At 68.9% G+C, this 18,173-nt stretch carries 17 protein-coding genes; 6 read left to right on the plus strand and 11 right to left on the minus strand.

Annotated features, from left to right (window positions below; translation table 11 throughout):
• Window positions 1–108: 108 nt before the first annotated feature.
• A complete protein-coding gene (locus tag V3391_RS08505; RefSeq protein ID WP_332078003.1) occupies window positions 109–1,026 on the minus strand; it encodes a cytochrome c oxidase assembly protein in 918 nt (305 codons plus the stop codon).
• Window positions 1,027–1,139: 113 nt separating this feature from the next.
• Between V3391_RS08505 and V3391_RS08510 the strand changes: the two genes are divergently transcribed.
• Complete coding sequence (locus V3391_RS08510; RefSeq protein WP_332078004.1) at window positions 1,140–1,640, plus strand: CopD family protein; 501 nt, start codon at window positions 1,140–1,142, stop codon at window positions 1,638–1,640.
• A gap of 695 nt (window positions 1,641–2,335) precedes the next feature.
• On the opposite strand, the gene V3391_RS08515 is transcribed toward V3391_RS08510, so the two are convergent.
• The 4 genes from V3391_RS08515 to V3391_RS08530 are packed head-to-tail and all read right to left on the minus strand — an operon-like array spanning window position 2,336 to window position 6,599.
• A complete protein-coding gene (locus V3391_RS08515) occupies window positions 2,336–2,875 on the minus strand; it encodes a DUF2231 domain-containing protein (RefSeq protein WP_332078005.1) in 540 nt (179 codons plus the stop codon).
• Between the two features lie 12 nt (window positions 2,876–2,887).
• Window positions 2,888–3,253 (minus strand): hypothetical protein, encoded by a 366-nt coding sequence (locus V3391_RS08520; protein ID WP_332078006.1) that lies wholly within the window; start codon window positions 3,251–3,253, stop codon window positions 2,888–2,890.
• Window positions 3,250–5,790 carry a cytochrome c oxidase subunit I gene (ctaD, locus tag V3391_RS08525; protein ID WP_332078007.1) on the minus strand — a complete coding sequence of 847 codons (2,541 nt, stop codon included), beginning with the start codon at window positions 5,788–5,790 and terminating at the stop codon, window positions 3,250–3,252. Before ctaD ends, V3391_RS08520 begins: the two co-directional genes overlap by 4 nt.
• Window positions 5,787–6,599: a cytochrome c oxidase subunit II gene (locus V3391_RS08530; RefSeq protein ID WP_332078008.1), complete on the minus strand. Its 813-nt coding sequence runs from the start codon at window positions 6,597–6,599 to the stop codon at window positions 5,787–5,789. Before V3391_RS08530 ends, ctaD begins: the two co-directional genes overlap by 4 nt.
• A gap of 166 nt (window positions 6,600–6,765) precedes the next feature.
• Between V3391_RS08530 and V3391_RS08535 the strand changes: the two genes are divergently transcribed.
• The 3 genes from V3391_RS08535 to V3391_RS08545 all read left to right on the plus strand — a co-directional run bounded on the left by V3391_RS08535 (window position 6,766) and on the right by V3391_RS08545 (window position 10,092).
• The gene (locus tag V3391_RS08535) at window positions 6,766–8,046 is read left to right on the plus strand and encodes a putative DNA modification/repair radical SAM protein (protein ID WP_332078009.1); all 1,281 of its coding nucleotides are present in this window, start codon (window positions 6,766–6,768) and stop codon (window positions 8,044–8,046) included.
• Window positions 8,047–8,098: 52 nt separating this feature from the next.
• Window positions 8,099–9,529, plus strand: coding sequence for a UdgX family uracil-DNA binding protein (locus V3391_RS08540; RefSeq protein ID WP_332078010.1), 1,431 nt, complete (start codon window positions 8,099–8,101; stop codon window positions 9,527–9,529).
• A gap of 131 nt (window positions 9,530–9,660) precedes the next feature.
• Window positions 9,661–10,092, plus strand: coding sequence for a PepSY domain-containing protein (locus V3391_RS08545; RefSeq protein WP_332078011.1), 432 nt, complete (start codon window positions 9,661–9,663; stop codon window positions 10,090–10,092).
• 71 nt (window positions 10,093–10,163) lie between these two features.
• Here V3391_RS08545 and V3391_RS08550 read toward each other — a convergent pair whose 3' ends face one another.
• The 4 genes from V3391_RS08550 to V3391_RS08565 all read right to left on the minus strand — a co-directional run bounded on the left by V3391_RS08550 (window position 10,164) and on the right by V3391_RS08565 (window position 14,203).
• Window positions 10,164–10,667, minus strand: coding sequence for a hypothetical protein (locus V3391_RS08550; protein WP_332078012.1), 504 nt, complete (start codon window positions 10,665–10,667; stop codon window positions 10,164–10,166).
• A gap of 86 nt (window positions 10,668–10,753) precedes the next feature.
• Window positions 10,754–11,125: an EF-hand domain-containing protein gene (locus tag V3391_RS08555; protein WP_332078013.1), complete on the minus strand. Its 372-nt coding sequence runs from the start codon at window positions 11,123–11,125 to the stop codon at window positions 10,754–10,756.
• Window positions 11,126–11,204: 79 nt separating this feature from the next.
• Complete coding sequence (locus tag V3391_RS08560) at window positions 11,205–11,939, minus strand: hypothetical protein (RefSeq protein ID WP_332078014.1); 735 nt, start codon at window positions 11,937–11,939, stop codon at window positions 11,205–11,207.
• A gap of 245 nt (window positions 11,940–12,184) precedes the next feature.
• Window positions 12,185–14,203: a M3 family metallopeptidase gene (locus tag V3391_RS08565; RefSeq protein WP_332078015.1), complete on the minus strand. Its 2,019-nt coding sequence runs from the start codon at window positions 14,201–14,203 to the stop codon at window positions 12,185–12,187.
• A gap of 124 nt (window positions 14,204–14,327) precedes the next feature.
• On the opposite strand from V3391_RS08565, the gene V3391_RS08570 reads away from it, so the two are divergent.
• The gene (locus V3391_RS08570) at window positions 14,328–15,959 is read left to right on the plus strand and encodes a Na+/H+ antiporter (RefSeq protein WP_332078016.1); all 1,632 of its coding nucleotides are present in this window, start codon (window positions 14,328–14,330) and stop codon (window positions 15,957–15,959) included.
• A gap of 44 nt (window positions 15,960–16,003) precedes the next feature.
• On the opposite strand, the gene V3391_RS08575 is transcribed toward V3391_RS08570, so the two are convergent.
• Complete coding sequence (locus tag V3391_RS08575; RefSeq protein ID WP_332078017.1) at window positions 16,004–16,303, minus strand: DUF2218 domain-containing protein; 300 nt, start codon at window positions 16,301–16,303, stop codon at window positions 16,004–16,006.
• Window positions 16,304–16,442: 139 nt separating this feature from the next.
• Between V3391_RS08575 and gph the strand changes: the two genes are divergently transcribed.
• A complete protein-coding gene (gene gph, locus V3391_RS08580; protein ID WP_332078018.1) occupies window positions 16,443–17,117 on the plus strand; it encodes a phosphoglycolate phosphatase in 675 nt (224 codons plus the stop codon).
• Window positions 17,118–17,183: 66 nt separating this feature from the next.
• Here the strand turns inward: gph and V3391_RS08585 are convergent, their stop codons facing one another.
• Window positions 17,184–18,161 (minus strand): mitochondrial fission ELM1 family protein, encoded by a 978-nt coding sequence (locus V3391_RS08585; protein WP_332078019.1) that lies wholly within the window; start codon window positions 18,159–18,161, stop codon window positions 17,184–17,186.
• Window positions 18,162–18,173 lie beyond the last annotated feature (12 nt).

An 18,173-nucleotide genomic window follows, 5' to 3' on the forward strand; every position in this document is an offset into this window, starting at 1 on the left:
CGCGGGTCCACGCATCGTTAATCGACGCAACGGCTCACTGCTCGAATCATGTCGCGCGATCCCGCGACGAGGTGCATCGCGCGGCCGCATGGTCTGCACGGGAACGGCTCACGCGGCGGGGCGATCCGATGCGTCGCGTTGCACGGTGCGCAGCAATGCGATGACGAGACACATGCCGACGACCAGATACGGCAGTCCGCTCGGCACCCACATCAGCAGCCCGGCGAGCTGCTGGTCACGCAGCGCATCGAGGCCGGCGAGCAGGGCGCGATCGGTATAGGCCGGATACAGCAGCCGCGGCGAGAACGTCAGCAGCGCGCCCAGGAACCCCATCAGCATCATCGCGGTGACCAGCGCGACGAGTGCGCCGGTCGCGCCGCCGTCGCGCGTGCGTAACCGATGCAGCACCGCGCTCCAGAACCAGAGACCGGCGAGGAGCACGCTGGCGAGCATCGTGCGGTGCAAGGTTTCGCTGGCCAGCGTGGCCGAGGTCGCCGCGGGCAGATGCCACAGCCACATCGTGCCGACATGGACGAGCGTCGCGGCGCCGAGCTGTGCATGCGCGAATCTGCCGACCCGTGCGAGCACGTGTGCAAGCCATGACGAGACCGCCCTCGGCAACGCGTGGGCCGCGACCGCACCGGGCCGTGCAACCAGCAGCAGCGGCGGCGCCCACGCGAGCAGCGTCATGTGCTGCGCGACGTGTGCCGACAGCGCATAGGCCGCGAACGTGTCCAGTGGCCAGACCAGCGCGAAGCCCAGCGCGAGCAGGCCGGCCGCGAAGGCGAGCGGGCCGTGCCATGCGTTCGCGGCGCCTGTCATCGAAGATGCACGGCGCATGCGCACGACACCTGCGGCGTACAGAAGCGCGGCCGCCGCCAGCGGCAGCAGCGACCACGGCGACAGCGTCCATGCATAGCCGAGCGGCGGCGGTGGACCGTCCGGCATCGCCGCGCCGGCCGTCGATGCGACCAGCAGCAGCGCCAGACCGGCCGTGACCGGGACGAGGGAAGCGACACGCGACATGCGCACGACCCTAGCAGCCGGGGGCCGGACACCGCGTCGAGATGCACGCGACGCCACACGGACTTGATGCGCCTGCGCGTAGGCTGCGCGCTTCGACGATTCGTGGAGCGCCGGTGTACTTCTGGCTCAAGGTCCTGCACATCCTGGCGATGACGGTCTGGTTCACCGGCCTGTTCTTCCTGCCGCGCCTGTTCGTCGCCCGGCACCGCCGCGAGATCGATTCCGACCCCGCGTACTGGAACCCGGTCACCAACACGCTGTTCTTCCGGATCATGACCCCGGCCGCGCTGCTGACGATCACCTTCGGCGGCATCCTGATCGCCTGGAATCCCAGCGGCGCGTGGCTGGTGCTCAAGCTCGTCGTGGTCGCGGCGGCGGTGCTGTTGCATCTGTACATGGGGCTGCTGCTTTACGAGCTGGGCCACGACCGCTGCCGGCATGGGCCGACGTTCTTCCGCGTCATCGGCTGGGTGCCGCTGGTGTTGTTGCTGTTGATCGCCGGATTGACCGGCGCGAAGCCGCAGACGCTCGGCGATCTGCCGGCGCCGCCATCGCGATCTGTCGATGTGGAGGATGTGGTGCCCGGGCTCGAGGATGACGCCGCGAGGCCGTAGCGCTTTGCTCTGCTCTTGATCGCTCTGGCACTTCCCTGAAACGTGACGCGTCGAATAGCTGCTTACCCAGAGGGCGCCGCCCATGGATGGGCGGCGTTTTCCGACCGAGGCAGGATGCCGAGTCGGAAAATCCCAGAGCACATGACGCCGCGGGCTGTGGACGTGTCGGGGAGACGTTTTTCTTTGGTTCCGTTTCTTTGACTCGCATCTTCGATGCTCGCCCCTGCGGGGCCGGCTGCGCCGTTCGCGCTACGCGTGTGGGCGTCAACCAAAAGAAATGAACTCGGCCGCGTCAGCGGACGAAAGCGGTTGACGTTGTTGTTCGCTTTCTCCGCCTGCGGTCGCGAGCAAGATCAAACGCTTCCACTCGCCTTGCGGCGAGCGGGTTCATTTCTTTTGCTGACCCTACGCACGCAGTGCGAACGGCGAAGCCGGCCCCGAAGGGGCGAGCATCGAAGATGCGAGTCAAAGAAACGGAACCAAAGAAAAGGGCCAGCCCCGAGGGAGCAAATCCGGCCAGTCATTCGTTCCGGGATTTTTCGACTCGCCATCCTGGCTCGGTCGAAAAACGCCGCACATCCATGTGCGGCGCCCGATGGGTCTGCGCACATGCGGCCAGAGCGTTACGGACGTCAAAAGCAGGGGCGAACATCAAGGGCGAAGCAAACAGCAGAAGCGAACGCGAAACCTCAACCCTATTCCGCCGGCGGCTTCTCCACCGCATCCCGCCCACTGTCCGCTTCCGTCTCCTCATCCCCATACACACCCACGCCATGCCGGAAGCTCAACGTGCCGCCGAGCCAACCGGCGACGCCCACCAGCAGCGCCATCGTCGCCGACGACAGCAGGCCCCACGGCCACACCGCCTCCGTGTGACCGGGCAGTCGCAGCCACACGCCGAGCGCGGCCATCGCCAGCACCATCACCGCGACGATGAAGTGGTTCCATGCCGAGACGTGCCGGCGCACGACACGGATCGACATCATGTCGATCGTGCCGACGATGCCGGCCAGCACGCCGAAACCGAGGCCGCCGACGTTGAACCAGAACGAGAGTTCGGCCCAGAACGGCGCGCCCAGCCAGAGGTAGAGGATGTCGGTGACCACGACCATCGACAGGAACGCGATCGGGAACGTCACCAGCATCGGATGGATGGGGTGCTTGGCGATCGCCAGCACGCTCTCCACGGTGTGGCTCTGCGTATCGGGAACGGGTTGGCGTAGATCCTTGCGCATCGAAAATCCGGGTCAGGCGCAGGTCGGCAGCAGCGCGACCGGCAGGGCGGTGAAGGCGACGCCGATGGCGGCGATCAGGGCGACGAGCGCCGACAGTGCGGTGAGGAAATGCAGGCGCGCGGTTTCGGTGCGGCCATCGGTCTGTGCGCGTGCGATGCGCCAGGCACGCAGTGCGCCCGCGCCGAACAAGGCGATGACACCCAGCGCGAGTACGGTCAGCGCCCACAGCACCCAGGTCATCGTCTCCAGGCCCGCCACCGGCGCGCGCCACAAGGCGCGTGCACAGGCGAGCCCCTGCAGGCTGTAGACCACGACGAAGTGCAAAGCCCACACCACCAGTGGCATGGACATGCGGGTCAGGCCGACGGGCAGGCTCACGCGAACCTCGGGAACAGGTGCAGCAGCGCCCAGACGATCAGACCCTGCGCCACGACGTAGCGCCAGAAGCCGGTCGCGATGCGCGCTTCGAGACTGCGCACCGCATCGACGTGGCCATGGTGGATGCGCAGCGCGACGAAGCCGGCGATCAGCACCGCGACCGCGATGTGCAGCGCCTGGAATCCCGCCAGCGTCCACACGACCGAACCGTAGGCATGCCGCTGCGGCGCGCCGACGGCCTCGGCGATTGCCGGCAACTGCAGGGCGAGGCAGGCAATGGCGGACAGGATCGCGAACGCGCTCCACATCACGGCAGCGCGTGCATGACCGGCACGCAACGCGATCGGCATGCGCCACGCGCCGACACCGGCCGCCAGCAATGCACCGAGCGCGGCGAGCATCGGTGTCGATGCCGTCAGCGTGGCGCCGCCGCCGGGCCAGGCCGGCGCGTTGAGCCACAGATAGAAGTAGGCGAAGACCAACGAGGCGAACAGCGAGCCGACGATCATCAGCGTGCCCACCAGCGCCCACCAGCCCGGTGCGTTGCGTGCCAGTGCCTGCGTAGGCAGGCGCAGGCCCGGCGCGACTTCGATTTCCAGCGGGGTTTCGCGGCCGTTGACCGTCCACAGCCAACGCAGGAACAGGCCGATCAGCGGCAGCAGCATCAGGATCGACAGCCAGTACTGCGACGTGATGAAGCCACCGAGCAGCACCGCGATCGTCAATGCCGCGAACAGCGGGAACCAGGTCGAGTTCGACAGCCGGATCGCCTGCTCGGGCTGCGCGGACTGGATGCCGGTGCCGAGGATCCAGCGACGGCCTTCGACGGCTTCGCCGAGCAGACCATCGGTCCGCCGCGTCGCGTCGACCACGCCCGGGTCGTGCCACAGCGGATTGCGGTCGTCGACGACCGGGATCGAGGCGAAGTTGTACTTGGGCGCCGGGTGCGGCAGCGCCCATTCCAGCGTGCCGGCCTGCCAGGGATTCTCGGTGCCGCGGCGTCCGAGGCGAAAACACAGCGCCACGTCGATCAGGATCGCGACGATGCCGACCGCGAGCACGAAGCCCGCTGCCGTCGACAGCAGGTTGAGCCACTGCACGCCGAGCTCCATGGCGTAGCTGTCGACACGCCGCGGCATGCCGACCAGACCGGTGATGTGCATCGGCAGGAACGCCAGATGGAAGCCGATGAACACCAGCCAGAAGCCGCTGCGGCTCAACGACTCGGACGGCATGCGTCCACTCGCCAGCGGCAGCCAGTAGTACAGCCCGGCGAACATCGGGAACATCATGCCGCCGATCAGCACGTAATGCAGATGCGCGACGACGAAATGCGTGTCGTGTGCCTGCCAGTCGAACGGCACGAACGCGAGCATGACGCCGGTCAGGCCGCCGCAGACGAAGGTGATGAAGAAGCCGATGATGTAGAGCATCGGCACGCGCAACCAGGGTTTGCCGGCCCACAGCGTGGCGATCCACGCGAAGATCTGGATGCCCGTCGGAATCGCGACCGCCATGCTCGCCGCGCTGAAGAACGCCAGCGCCAGCAGCGGAATGCCGACCGCGAACATGTGGTGCACCCACAGGCCGAAACTCAGGAATCCGGTCGCGACCAGCGCCAGCACGACCCAGGTGTAACCCACGATCGGACGGCGCGCGAAGGTCGGCACGATCGTCGACACCACGCCCGCCGCCGGCAGGAAGATGATGTAGACCTCGGGATGGCCGAACAGCCAGAACAGGTGCTGCCACAGCAGCGGATCGCCGCCGCGCGCGACTTCGAAGAACGCGAAATCGAACGCGCGCTGGATCTCCAGCAACAGGCTGGCGAGGATCAGCGGCGGAAACCCGAACGCGATCATGAAGGCCGTGACCAGCACCGCCCATGCGAACAGCGGCATGCGCGTGAGGTCCATGCCCGGCGCGCGGGTGATCAGGATCGCGACGATCAATTCGACGGCCGCGGTGACCGCCGCGATCTCGGCGAAGGTCACGCCGATCAGCCAGAAATCCGCGCCCTTGCCCGGCGAATACGTCGAATCGGTCAGCGGCGTGTACATGAACCAGCCGCCGTCGGGCACGCTGCCGAAGATGAAGCTCGAATACAGGAAGATGCCGCCGAACAGGTAGCACCACCAGCCGAACGCCGACAGCCGCGGGAACGGCAGGTCGCGCGTGCCGAGCATCTTCGGGATGAGGTACATCGCGAAGCCTTCCATGATCGGCACCGCGAACAGGAACATCATCGTCGTGCCGTGCATGGTCACGAACTGCGCGTAGCGCTCCGGGTCGAGCACGTTCAGGCCGGGCCACGACAGCTGCAGGCGGATGAACATCGACAGCATGCCGCCGATCAGCAGGAACACCAGGCCGGTGACGATGAAGCGCAGCGCGATCGTCGTGTGGTTGACCGCGGTCAGCTGACCGACGAGACCGCGGCCGTTGGCCCAGACGCGTTCGAGCAGGGCGATGCGCTCGGCGTGACGCAGCTGGTCGCCGGGCGTGGGAATCGTGTGGTCGGGTGTCAGGCTGCTCACAGCACGTCCTCGGATGCGCCGTGACGCGGGGGTGCGCGGCCGGCGGGATGGCCGGGCGCGGGGGCTTCGATGGCGGGAGCAGGCTCGCGTGCGGCCAGCCAGTCCTCGATCGCGTCGGCCTCCATCACGCGCACCGGAAACACCATGCGCGCGTGTTCGAGGCCGCAGAATTCCGCGCACTGGCCGCGCATCGGCGTGGCCTGGTCGGCGCGCAGGCGCAAGGTATTCACGCGGCCGGGAATCGCATCCATCTTGCCGCCGAGGCGCGGGATCCAGAAGCTGTGGATCACGTCGTCGCTGGTGATGCGGTACTCGACCATCGCACCCAGCGGCACGGCCAGCTCGTCGACGCTTTCGCCGATCACCTGGCCATCGGCGTCGCGATACCGGAAATGCCACTGCCACTGCCGCGCGGTGACTTCGACCACCGTATCGGGCTCGACGCCGACGCCGGTCACGCGTGCACTGGTCAGGCTGCCGTAGACCAGCAGCGCAGCGAGCAAGACGGTAGGAAACGCGAGCCCGCCCCAGACCACCAGACGCTCGGGCCGGCGCAACGCGCGGTCGGTGTCGCGACGACGCACGGCGAGCCACAGCAGCACCAGCACCAGTGCCCAGACACCCGTGAACGCACCGGCCATCAGCCACCAGCCGCGGGCGATCTCGGCGGCGGCCGGGCCGGCGGGATCCAGCGCGGACTGCGGACCCGCGCAGGCGGTGACGAGCGTCGCGAGGGCGGCGACGGTGAGAACGCCGGCGATGCGGCGAAGCCGGTTCGTGATGTCGATTGCTGCAGCCCCGTCGTCCACGTACAGGGCCTGCCGGTCGACAGGCCCGCGGCCACGCTACCGATCGGCGCGGCCACGCTCCGTGAATGCGTCGTCACGACGCGGCCTTGGCGAACCCCCTCACGGCAGCGGCGTCCGCCACGCCGCAGTCTCATGGATTGAGACACTTTGCAGGCATCGTAGGCGCGTGAACCTGACCGACAAGCTCGCGATCCTCGCCGACGCCGCCAAATACGACGCCTCCTGCGCGTCGAGCGGTGCGAACAAACGCGACTCGTCGAAGACCGGCGGTATCGGCAGTACCGAGGGCATGGGCATCTGTCACTCGTATACGCCCGACGGCCGCTGCGTGTCGCTGCTGAAGATCCTGCTGACCAACTTCTGCGTGTTCGACTGCGCGTATTGCGTCAATCGCGTGTCGAGCAACGTGCGCCGCGCGCGCTTCACGCCCGAAGAGGTCGTGACGTTGACGCTGGATTTCTACAAGCGCAACTACATCGAAGGTCTGTTCCTCTCCAGCGGCATCATCCGCAGCGGCGACTACACGATGGAGCAGATGGTCGAGGTTGCGCGCAGCCTGCGCGAGGACCATCGCTTCGCCGGCTACATCCACCTCAAGACGATTCCCGATGCCGCGCCTGAGCTGCTGGCCGCGGCCGGGCGCTATGCCGACCGCCTGAGCATCAACATCGAACTGCCGACCGAGGCCGGCATGACCGCGCTGGCGCCGGAGAAGACCCACGCCGGCATCCACGGCGCGATGGGCGAACTCAAGTGGCGCATCGATGAGGACAAGGACGCGCGTCGGGTCAAGCGCCAGGCGGTGACGGTGCGCCGCGTCAAGGCGCCGCGGTTCGCGCCAGCGGGGCAGAGCACGCAGATGATCGTCGGCGCCGATTCGGCCGACGACCGCAGCATCCTGGAAACCAGCAACCGCATGTACGGCACCTACCGGATGCGGCGGGTGTACTACTCGGCCTTCAGCCCGATTCCCGATGCCGCGAAGAATCTGCCGCTGCAGTCGCCGCCGCTGCTGCGCGAGCACCGGCTGTATCAGGCCGACTGGCTGCTGCGCTTCTACGGCTTCGATGTAGACGAGATCACGCCGGATGCGGCGAAAGCCGAAGACGTGGATGCCGAAACGCCGGGCATGCTCGATCTCGACGTCGACCCGAAGCTGGCCTGGGCGCTGCGCAACCCGACGCGCTTTCCCGTCGACATCAACCGCGCGCCACGCGAAATGCTGCTGCGCGTGCCGGGCCTGGGCACGCGCAACGTCGAGCGCATCATTTCGGCGCGCCCGCATGGCGCGCTGCGCCTCGACGACCTTGCCCGTCTGCGCGTGCCGCTGAAGAAGATCATGCCGTTCGTGATCACCCCCGGCCATCATCCGCGCCAGCGTCTCGACGACCCTGCGCGGCTGCGCGCCGAACTCGCCCCGCAGCCGCGGCAGGCGAGTCTGTTCTGAGTCGCGTCGCTGCCATGACGGATCGCGCCGGATCGCTGAGCGCTGAGCTTCCGTGAGCGCCGCGCCCGCCCACGAGCGCGTCACCGCGAGAATCGACCCGCCCTGGGACGCCCATGCTTGGCGCGCCGCCGCGCGCGCCGCGCTGTGTGCGGGCCTGCCACCCGAACGACTCGACTGGAGCGGCGGTGCACAGGGCTCACTGCTCGGCGGGCTTGATCTCGCGTCGCTGCCCGCGCACCGCACCGCTCCGCGCGTGCCGTCGGAATTCCTGTTGCTCGCCGGCGCCGTGCTCTGCAACCGGGCCGAGGATCGGCACGGTCTGCTCTACCGCATGCTCTGGCGCATCGCCGAAGGCGAGCGTGCGTTGCTGCAGCGTGCATCCGATCCCGACGTGCACCGTGCGACCACGATGGCGCAGGCCGTGCGCCGCGACAGCCACAAGATGAAGGCCTTCGTGCGCTTCCGCGAAGTGCCCGGCGATACAGACCGCTACATCGCCTGGTTCGAGCCCGATCACCACATCGTCGATCGCGTCGCCCCGTTTTTCGCGCGCCGCTTCGCCGGCATGCGCTGGGCGATCGTGACGCCGTACCGCACGGCGATCTGGGATGGCGAAACGCTCGCGTTCGCCGACGGCGGTGTGCGCGCCGATGCGCCATCCGAAGACGCGCGCGAAGATCTGTGGCGCACCTATTACGCGAACATCTTCAATCCGGCGCGGCTCAACACCACGATGATGAGCGCCGAGATGCCGCAGAAATACTGGAAGCATCTGCCGGAAGCCGCGCTCCTGCCCGATCTCGTCCGCGATGCCGGCCTGCGCGTGCGGGAGATGGCCGAGCGCGAACACGAGGCGCCGCGCCGCCGCATTCCAGCGGCACCAGCGCCTGCACCCGTGGTGGCCGGCACACTCGAGGCACTGCGCGAATCCGCACGTGATTGCCGGCGCTGTCCGCTGTGGCAACCGGCGACGCAGACCGTCTTCGGTGAGGGGCCGTCCAGCGCACGCACGATGATCGTCGGCGAACAGCCGGGCGATGAAGAGGATCTGTCCGGGCGTCCGTTCGTCGGTCCCGCGGGGCGTCTGTTCTCGCGCGCGCTGGACGAGCTCGGCATCGACCGCAGCACTCTGTATCTGACCAATGCGGTCAAGCATTTCCGCTTCGAACCGCGCGGCAAGCGCCGCCTGCACAAGCGGCCGGATGTCGCCCACATCGAAGCCTGCAACGGCTGGCTGCGCGCGGAGATCGCGCAGGTCAAACCCGAGCGCATCGTCTGCCTCGGTGCGAGCGCGGCACGCGCGGTGTTCGGTCCCGGCGTGCGGTTGACCGAGGAGCGCGGCATCTGGCGCACGCGCGACGATGGCGTGCGCGCATTCGCCACCGTGCATCCCTCTTGGGTGCTGCGGCAGGGCGATCCGCAGGCCCAGGCGGCGGCCTACGCCGGCTTCGTCGACGACCTGCGCCAGCTGCTCGCGGCCTGATCGCACGATCCCGCGAACCGTGTCATCGCGCGGCCCTGCGTGAACGGATCCTGCCCCGCGCCACGCCCGTTCACCTGCACTTCGCGGCCATCGCCGAACACTCCGCGCACCCCAAACGCAGGAGCGTCACGATGCAGCACACCACCGCTATCCGTGGCCTTGTTCTGGCCCTCTCGCTCGCCGCCGGCGCCGCCGTCGCCCAGGACGCCATGACCAGCACCCAGGTGCGCGCCGCACTGACCGATGGCGGCTACACCGACATCCACGACGTCGAATTCAAGGACGGCGTGTGGAAGGCCGACGTCACCGACGCCAACGGCACCAAGATCGACGTGCGTCTGGATCCGGCCACCGGCCGCGTCTATCCGGAGACCGCAGGCGCGACCAGCCTCGGTGAGGCCGACATCCGCGCCAAGCTGACCGCCGGCGGCTTCACCCGCATCGAAGACGTCAAGTTCGACGACGGCATGTGGGAGGCCGAGGCCGACAACGCGCAGGGCCAGCGCATGGATCTGAAGATCGATCCGCAGGACGGTCGCATCGTCAGCCAGTCGCGCGACTGATCCTTCGCCCCGCGTCACCCGAACGCCCGGTTCCGGCCGGGCGTTCTGCTGTCCGGAATCCGGACGGCGCGTCAGTCGCGGGCGTGATCCGGAATCGGCACGTCGTGCGGCATCTCGTCGCGTACGCAGTTCGCCGCGTCCTTGGGCGCGTCCGCGTTGGCATCGACGCAGCGCGCGGCGATCATCGCCCAGCGCGACACCGCATCCTCGCGGTTGGACAGCGCATCGGTCGCGACCATCCAGCGCGCGATGTCGACCAGGCGCGCACGTTCGTCGAGCGAGGACACCGCATCGATCGCCGCAGTGCTGACGATGAAGCTGTGGGCGAAGGCCGCAGTCGTGCGCTCGGTCGAGACGTCCGGCGCCGCGAGGCCGCCGGGCGTTTCGAGCAGCGCATGCAGACCGATCGCCTCGCGTGCCTTGAGATCGCCGGCCGAGCCGATGCTCATGCGCAGCAGCACGGTCGCGCTGAGGGCGCCGATGAAGATGCCGATCATCAGCACGAACACGGCGCCGACCAGCAGGGGGCCACGCGGACGTGGCGCCTCGATGTCGTCATGGGAAGTCTTTTGCACGCGAACACTCCGTCGCCGACCGGTTGCCGGCGGCGGCATAGGCTAGCGCAGCGGGATCGCGATGCGCCGGTCCGGGGTGCGACCGATCAGCGCAGCCAGCCCGCGAGTTCCTCGCGGCTCAGGCGACCGTCGCGGTTGCTGTCGATCGCGTTGAACTCCGCGTCGAGCGTCGGGTGCGCCTTGGCTTCGGCCCGGCTGATGTAGCCGTCGCCATCCACGTCGAGGGCGGCGAAGTCGACGCGGTACTGGTCGGCCTGCGCGGAGCGCGGCTCGTAGGACCGGACGATGACCTGGCGGCCGTCGTCGCGGTCCATGGTGACCACGCCAGTTTGCCGACCGGATTGCGACGAGACGCTGGGCTGCGCATCGGCCTGCTGCAGCGGCGAGGTCGTGACCTGGGCGAAGGCGGGCGCGACGGCGAGCGCGAGCAGGCCGGCGACGATGGATGAGCGGATCATGGAACCCCCTGTGACGTGTCCTGGGGCGACAGGGTCGCAACGTGCGCCCGCATGACGCGTGAACGCGCCGGCGACGGATTCAGCGGTGGCGCAGGCGCAGCATGACGGTCTGGATCGCCAGCACCACGCCGATGCCCAGCGCGACCCAGGCGGACGTCACCGCGCCGGTGAGCGGCCATTCGGTCTGCTTGAACCACACCGCGAACAGGCCCCACAGCGCGATCGCCAGATAGGCGATGTTGCCGCGCATGCGCAGGTTGAGCACGAGCAGCACGACTGCCGAGATCGCCCATAGCGCGAGACTCCAGCCGAGCATGCGGCTGGTCGACAGCAGCTCGTAGGCGACGATCGTCTGCGCCACGTTGAGGAAGGCCGCCAGCGACAGCCAGCCGGCATGGATCGACAGCGCCAGCCAGGCCAGCCGGTAGCGGCTCGCATTGCCGGGACGCGACAGCTGGACGGCGCACCAGGCCAGACTCATCAACGCGCCGAAGATCACCACCACGCAGGCCCAGAACAGCCCGGCGGAGAACAGCGGCATCCAGATTGCGGTGAGAAAGAAACCGAGCGCGGCGATAGGCGCGATGCGGCCGAGCAGCGGGTCGGTGCGGCGCGTGCCGGTCGTCTGCCAGATCGCATAGAGCAGATCGAGCAGGAAGATCAGGCCCCAGACCGAGAACGCGTAGCCGGCTGCGACCAGCAGTGTGGGATAGCGGTCGGAGATCGTGCCCTGGTCGGGCCCGAAAACACCGGTCTGCGACAGCCAGGCGATGACCGGCATCGCGATCGAACACAGCAGGACGAGCAGACGCATGGCGGCGTTTTCCGGCGGGAACCGGCGCGGATGCTCGCATCGGCGGCGTGAGGGTGTCGTGGCAGTGCGAGATGAGCGGGGCCGGTGCATCTGCCCTCCCCTGTGTACGGGGAAGGGTTGGGCGGGAGCGAATGGTCAGGGGGCAACTGCGGGCGTCGTTCCCTCACCCCACCACTTGCGTTGCAGGTGGCCCCTCTCCCTCAGGGAGAGGGACGCCGCTGCATGCCACCTTCGGCAGAAGGGCATCACATGCCGCTATGCCGCAGCAACGCCGCGATATCCGGATCGCGGCCACGGAACGCGCGAAAGTTCTCGATCGCATCCCGGCTGCCGCCGCGCGACAGCACTTCGTCGCGGAATCGCCGGCCGGTTTCCGACAGCTGATCGGTCGCTTCCTCGAACGCCGCATACGCATCCGCGCTCAGCACTTCGGCCCACTTGTAGCTGTAGTAACCGGCCGCGTAGCCGCCCGCGAAGATGTGGCTGAACTGGTTCGGGAACCGGTGCCAGTCCGGCGTGCGGGTCACGGCGACCTCGTCGCGCACGCGTTCGAGCAGCGCCAGCACATCGTCGCGGCCGGCGTCGAAATCCGAATGCAGCAGCATGTCGAACAGCGAGAACTCGATCTGCCGCAGCGTCTGCAGGCCGCTCTGGAAATTGCGCGCGGCGCGCATGCGGTCGAAGAGGTCGCGCGGCAGCGGTTCTCCGGTGTCGATGTGCGCGGTCATCGCCTGCACGCGGTCCCATTCCCAGCAGAAGTTCTCCATGAACTGGCTCGGCAGTTCCACCGCGTCCCACTCCACGCCGTTGATGCCGGCGATCGGCAGCGTGTCCACCTGCGTCAGCAACTGGTGCAGACCGTGGCCCATCTCGTGGAACAGCGTGGTGACTTCGCCATGCGTGAAGGTCGCCGGGCGGCCGCCGGTGCCGCGGCCGAAGTTGCAGACCAGATAGACCAGCGGCGTCTGCACGCCGTCGGCGGTCGCGCGGCGGTTGCGGCAGTCGTCCATCCACGCGCCGCCGCGCTTGCCCTCGCGGGCGTAGAGGTCGAGATAGAACTGCCCGACCAGGGCGCCGTCGGTATCGACCAGGCGATAGAAGCGTGCGTCCTCGTGCCACACCGGCGCGTCGTCGCGTTCGACGCGCAGGCCGTACAGCGACCGGATGACGTCGAACAGGCCGGCCAGCACACGGTCCTCGGTGAAGTAGCGCTTCACCATCTGCGCCGAGTAGTCGTAGCGCGCCTGGCGCAGGCGGTCGCTGGCGAACGACATGTCCCAGGGTTCCAGCGACGGAATGCCGAGCTGCTCGCGCGCGAAGTCCGCCAGTTGTTCGCGGTCCTGCTCGGCGTGCGGGCGTGCGCGCGTGGCGAGATCGCGCAGGAAGTCCAGCACCGCGTCGGGCGCGGTCGCCATCTTGGTCGCGAGCGACAGTTCGGCATAGTTCGCGTGGCCGAGCAGACGGGCTTTTTCCTCGCGCAGCGCGAGGATGCGGGCGATCAGCGGTCCGTTGTCGAGCGCCTCGGGGCCGGACTCGGAGGCGCGCAGGCCGTAGGCGCGATAGAAACGCTCGCGCAGTGCGCGATTGGTCGCATAGGTCTGGATCGGCAGATAGGACGGCATCTGCAGCGTCAGCTTCCAGCCTTCGCGCCCGTCGCGTTCGGCCGCGGCGCGCGCGGCGGCGAGCGTTTCCTCGGGCAGGCCGTCGAGTTCGGCGAGGTCTTCGACGTACACCGCGAAGGCGTCCGTCGCGTCCAGCACGTGCTCGGAGAACTCGGACGACAGTGTCGCCAGTGCCTGCTGGATGTCGGAAAAGCGCGCACGCGCGGCATCGTCGAGCGCAGCGCCGCCGAGCCGGAAATCGCGCAGTGCATGCGCGAGCACGCGTCGCTGCAGACCGTCCAGACCCAGTGCGTCGGCCTGGTCGGAAAGCGCCTGGTAGGCCGAAAACAGGGCCTGGTCCTGCCCCAGCGCACTGAAGAAACGCGTCACCTTCGGCAGCGCGGCGTTGTAGGCCTCGCGCATCGCGGGCGTGTTGACCACGGCATTGAGGTGGCCGACCTGGTTCCAGGCCCGGCCCAGACGCTCGGTGGCGTCCTCCAGCGGCGCGACCACGGTGTCCCAGGTCACCGGCTGCGCACGCCCGGCGAGCGCAAGCGCGGCTTCGGCCTCGGCGACCAGCGCGTCGATCGCGGGCTGCACGTGCGCCGGTTCGATCTCGTCGAAGCGCGGCAGGCCGGTCTGATCGAGCAGCGGGTTGTCCATCGTGCGGCCATCGAGCGGAGGAGGGAGCCCGATTCTAGGCACGCCCGGATGCACGGCCCGTGTGTGCGCGCCGCGTGGCGGCTTCGGCGCTATGGTGGCGGCCTCGTCCCGCGCCGCGTCCGTAATGCATTCGATCGAAGTCGTCCTGGTGATGCTGCTGGCCGTGGTCGCCAGCGGTTACCTGACCCGCGTGTTGCCGCGCTGGCTGCCGCTGCCGTTGCCGCTGGTGCAGATCGCGCTGGGCGCGACGATCGCCGGCGTGTTCGGCCAGGGCGTCACCCTCGATCCGCACCTGTTCTTCGTGCTGTTCCTGCCGCCGCTGCTGTTTCTCGACGGTTGGCGGATTCCCAAGAGCGGCCTGTTCCGCGACCGCGGACTGATCCTGCAGCTGGCGCTGGGCCTGGTGGTGTTCACGGTCATCGGCGCGGGCCTGCTGATCCACTGGATGATTCCGGTGATGCCGCTGGCGGTTGCGTTCGCGCTCGCCGCGATCCTGTCGCCGACCGATCCGGTGGCGGTGTCGTCGATCGCCGCGCGCGCGCCCATTCCGAAACGCGTGATGCACATCCTCGAAGGCGAGTCGCTGCTCAACGACGCGTCCGGCCTGGTGTGTTTCCGCTTCGCCGTCGCCGCGGCGCTGACCGGGACGTTCTCGCTGATGTCGGCGTCGCTGACCTTCCTGTGGCTGGCGCTGGCGGGCGTCGCGGTGGGCGTGCTGCTGACGATCGGCATCAACCGCGGCCATGCGATGGTCTCGCGCGTGTTCGGCGAGGAGGCCGGCACGCCGATCCTGATCAGCCTGCTCACCCCGTTCGGTGCGTATCTGCTGGCCGAGCAGGTGGGCGCATCGGGGATTCTCGCCGCGGTCGCCGCCGGCGTGACGATGAGCTACGTCGAACTCAGCGGTCGCGCGCTGGCGACCACGCGCGTGCAGCGCGCCGCGGTGTGGGACACGGTGCAGTTCTCGCTCAACGGCATCATCTTCGTGCTGCTGGGCGAGCAGCTGCCGTGGATCGTCGAACGTGCGGTGCGCTCGGTGCGCGAGGCCGGCCACGTCGATCCGTGGTGGCTGGCGGTCTACGTGTTCGCGATCTACGGCGGCCTGTTCGCGCTGCGATTCGCATGGGTCTGGGTCTCGCTGCGGATCGGTCTGTACCGCAGCGGTCGCCACGACACCCGGCCGCGTGTGCGCCTGGTCGCGGCGATGTCGCTGGCCGGCGTGCGCGGCGCGATCACCCTCGCCGGTGTGCTGACCCTGCCGCTGCTGCTCGACGACGGCACGCCGTTCCCCACCCGCGATCTGGCGATCTTTCTCGCCGCCGCGGTGATCATCCTGTCGCTGCTGCTCGGCAGTTTCGTGCTGCCGCGCCTGCTGCGCGGTCTCGAAGTGCCGGAGGAGGACGAGGACGACCGCGAACTCGATCGCGCCCGCCACGAGGCCGCGATTGCCGCCGTGGCCGCCGTCGAACGCGCGCAGCACGCGTTACCTGCCGCGCAGGCCAATCCCGACCTCTACGCCAGCGCCGCGGTGCGGGTCATGGCCTTGTACGAGGAACGCCTGCGCCGCGACGGCACGCTGGGCGTGGACGCGGCCGAACTGCGCCGCGCCGACGACGCTGAGCGTGCGCTGCGCCTGGCCGGCGTGCACGCCGAGCGCGAACGCATCTACGCGCTCGCGCGGCATCGCGAGATCTCCGACGAGGTCGCACGCAAGCTGGTGCGCGATCTGGATCTGATGGAAGCGCGGTACCGGTGACCTTGAGCCCTCTCCCCGCATGCGGGGGAGGCTTCAAAGCACACTCAGCCCGGCTGCCAGTCGAACGCCAGCGTCTCGTCGCGCGCGAAGCGCTGCAGGTGGTTCTCGATGACCGTCTGGTAGCGCTCGCTGTCTTCGGCGGTGGGCTGGGTCAGCACGATGCGCAGCGTGTCGTCTTCGACGAAAAAGTCGGCACCGTTGTCCTCGCCCTGGAACGGAATAAAGGCGTGGCCCCCCTCGTCGTCGCGGGTGATCTCGAACTTGTGCCGCCAGTGGTTGCACAGGGAGCGCAACAGGCGCGGGGCATCGTTGGACGCGGTGGTCGCGGTGGTGGTGATCGACATCGTGGACTCCTGCGAGCGGCGCGTCGCCGCGGCCGCGAGCATAGGCCCAAGCCGATGGCGCGGTGAACCCCCGGTGGCCAACGCAGCGTTGCAATGCCGATGCCGCACACTGTGCGGCCCCGTTCCCTGCAGGTGTTCCATGGCCGAAGCCGCCGCCCCGCATACGTTTCCCTGGCCCGTCGTGCTCTTCGATCTCGACGGCACCCTCGTCGACAGCGCGTCCGACATCGCTGCGGCGGTCAACCGCCTGCTGGCCGAGCTCGGCCACGCGCAGGTCGACGAAGCCACGGTGCGCAGCTGGATCGGCGACGGCGCGCGCCAGCTGATCACATCGGCGCTGCAGCACGCCGGCGACACGCGGACGGCCGACGCGGTGATGCCGCGCTTCATGCGTCACTACGAGGACTGCCTGCTGCTCGAACCGCGCCTCTATCCCGGCGTGGCGTCGACGCTGCAGGCACTGCAGGCCGCCGGGGTGCGCATGGCGGTGTGCACCAACAAGCCGGCGCAGTTCGTGTCGCCGCTGCTCGCGGCATTGGGCATCGACGGCTGTTTCGACGCGGTGCTCGGCGCCGGCGACCTGCCCGAGCGCAAGCCGCATCCGTTGCCGCTGCTGCATCTGGCGCAGGGTTTCGGCGTCGACATCACGCAGTGTCTGATGGTCGGCGATTCGGCAGCCGATGCCGGCGCGGCGATCGCGGCCGGCGCGCCGCTGGTGCTGGTCGGCTACGGCTACCGGCGCGACTTCGATCTGCATGGTTGCGGCGCGCTTGCGGTGATCGACCGGTTCGAGGAGCTGCTCGAACTGCGCTGACGCCTTTTCTTACTCGATGGGTTTCGCTGCGCTCTACCCATCCTACGAAGCGCCAAACGCCAGCCCTCACTGCATCGCGAACAACCGCGCACGCACCTCGGCTGCGATGCGCGCGGTCTCGCGCAGCGGCGTGACGTCGAACGCCGGCAGCGCATCCCCGAACGGACGGGCGCGGCCATCGGCGATCAGGCCATCGACGAAGCGCTGCGGCGGGCCGTCGAGCGGCCCGGGCGCGAACACGAACACCGGCGCACGCGTCGCGCAGGCTTCCGACAGCATGTTCACCGAGTCCGACGAACAGACGATGCGTTCCGCCCAGCCCAGCAGGCCCGCATACGGATTCGCGCCGTCGCCATCGTCCGCCCAGACGCAGCCGGCGCGTCCGGCGTAACGCGCCCGCAGCGCCGCACGCACGGCCGGTGATGTGCGCCGCGACCCGGTCAGCAACAGGCTGCCGCCCCCACGCGCGACGATCGCATCGAGCCGGTCGGCCAGGGCGTGGAACGCGGCGACGTCGAAACGCCCATGCCGCGAATCGCCACCCAGCAGCACGGCGATGCGCGGGCCGGGCAGGGCGCCGATCGCCGGATGCGCATCACGCGCGGCGGCCAGCCAGGCGTCGTCGACCGGATGCAGGCTGCCGCGCGCGACCAGCACGTTGTCGCCGCGCAGCGCATCGTGCTCGGGCACGACGACGAGATCCCAATGCCGCGGATCGATGCGTGGATCGAGGATCTGCACCGTGCGCGCGCCGCGCTGCCCGGCCAGTCGCGTTGCGAGCGCAGCCTGGCGGCCGCAACCGATCGCGATGTCCGGTGCGGCGCGGAGGCGTGCCGCGTAATCGCTGCCGAAGGCGTGTGCCGCGAACGGCAGCAGGCGCGGCGCGGCCCAGCGCCAGGGCGCATGCGGATCGAGATGCAGCGCCTCGGCCTGCGGCGACAGCGCGGCCGCGAGCGCCTCGGCCTGACGCGCGTTGCCGGCGCGCCCATCGCTGAGCGCCCAGATCCGTCCGTAATCCCGTTCTTCGCCTGGTCGACGTTCCACGTATGTGATCAT

Source organism: Luteimonas flava (assembly GCF_036584485.1).
Classification (GTDB): domain Bacteria; phylum Pseudomonadota; class Gammaproteobacteria; order Xanthomonadales; family Xanthomonadaceae; genus Luteimonas; species Luteimonas flava.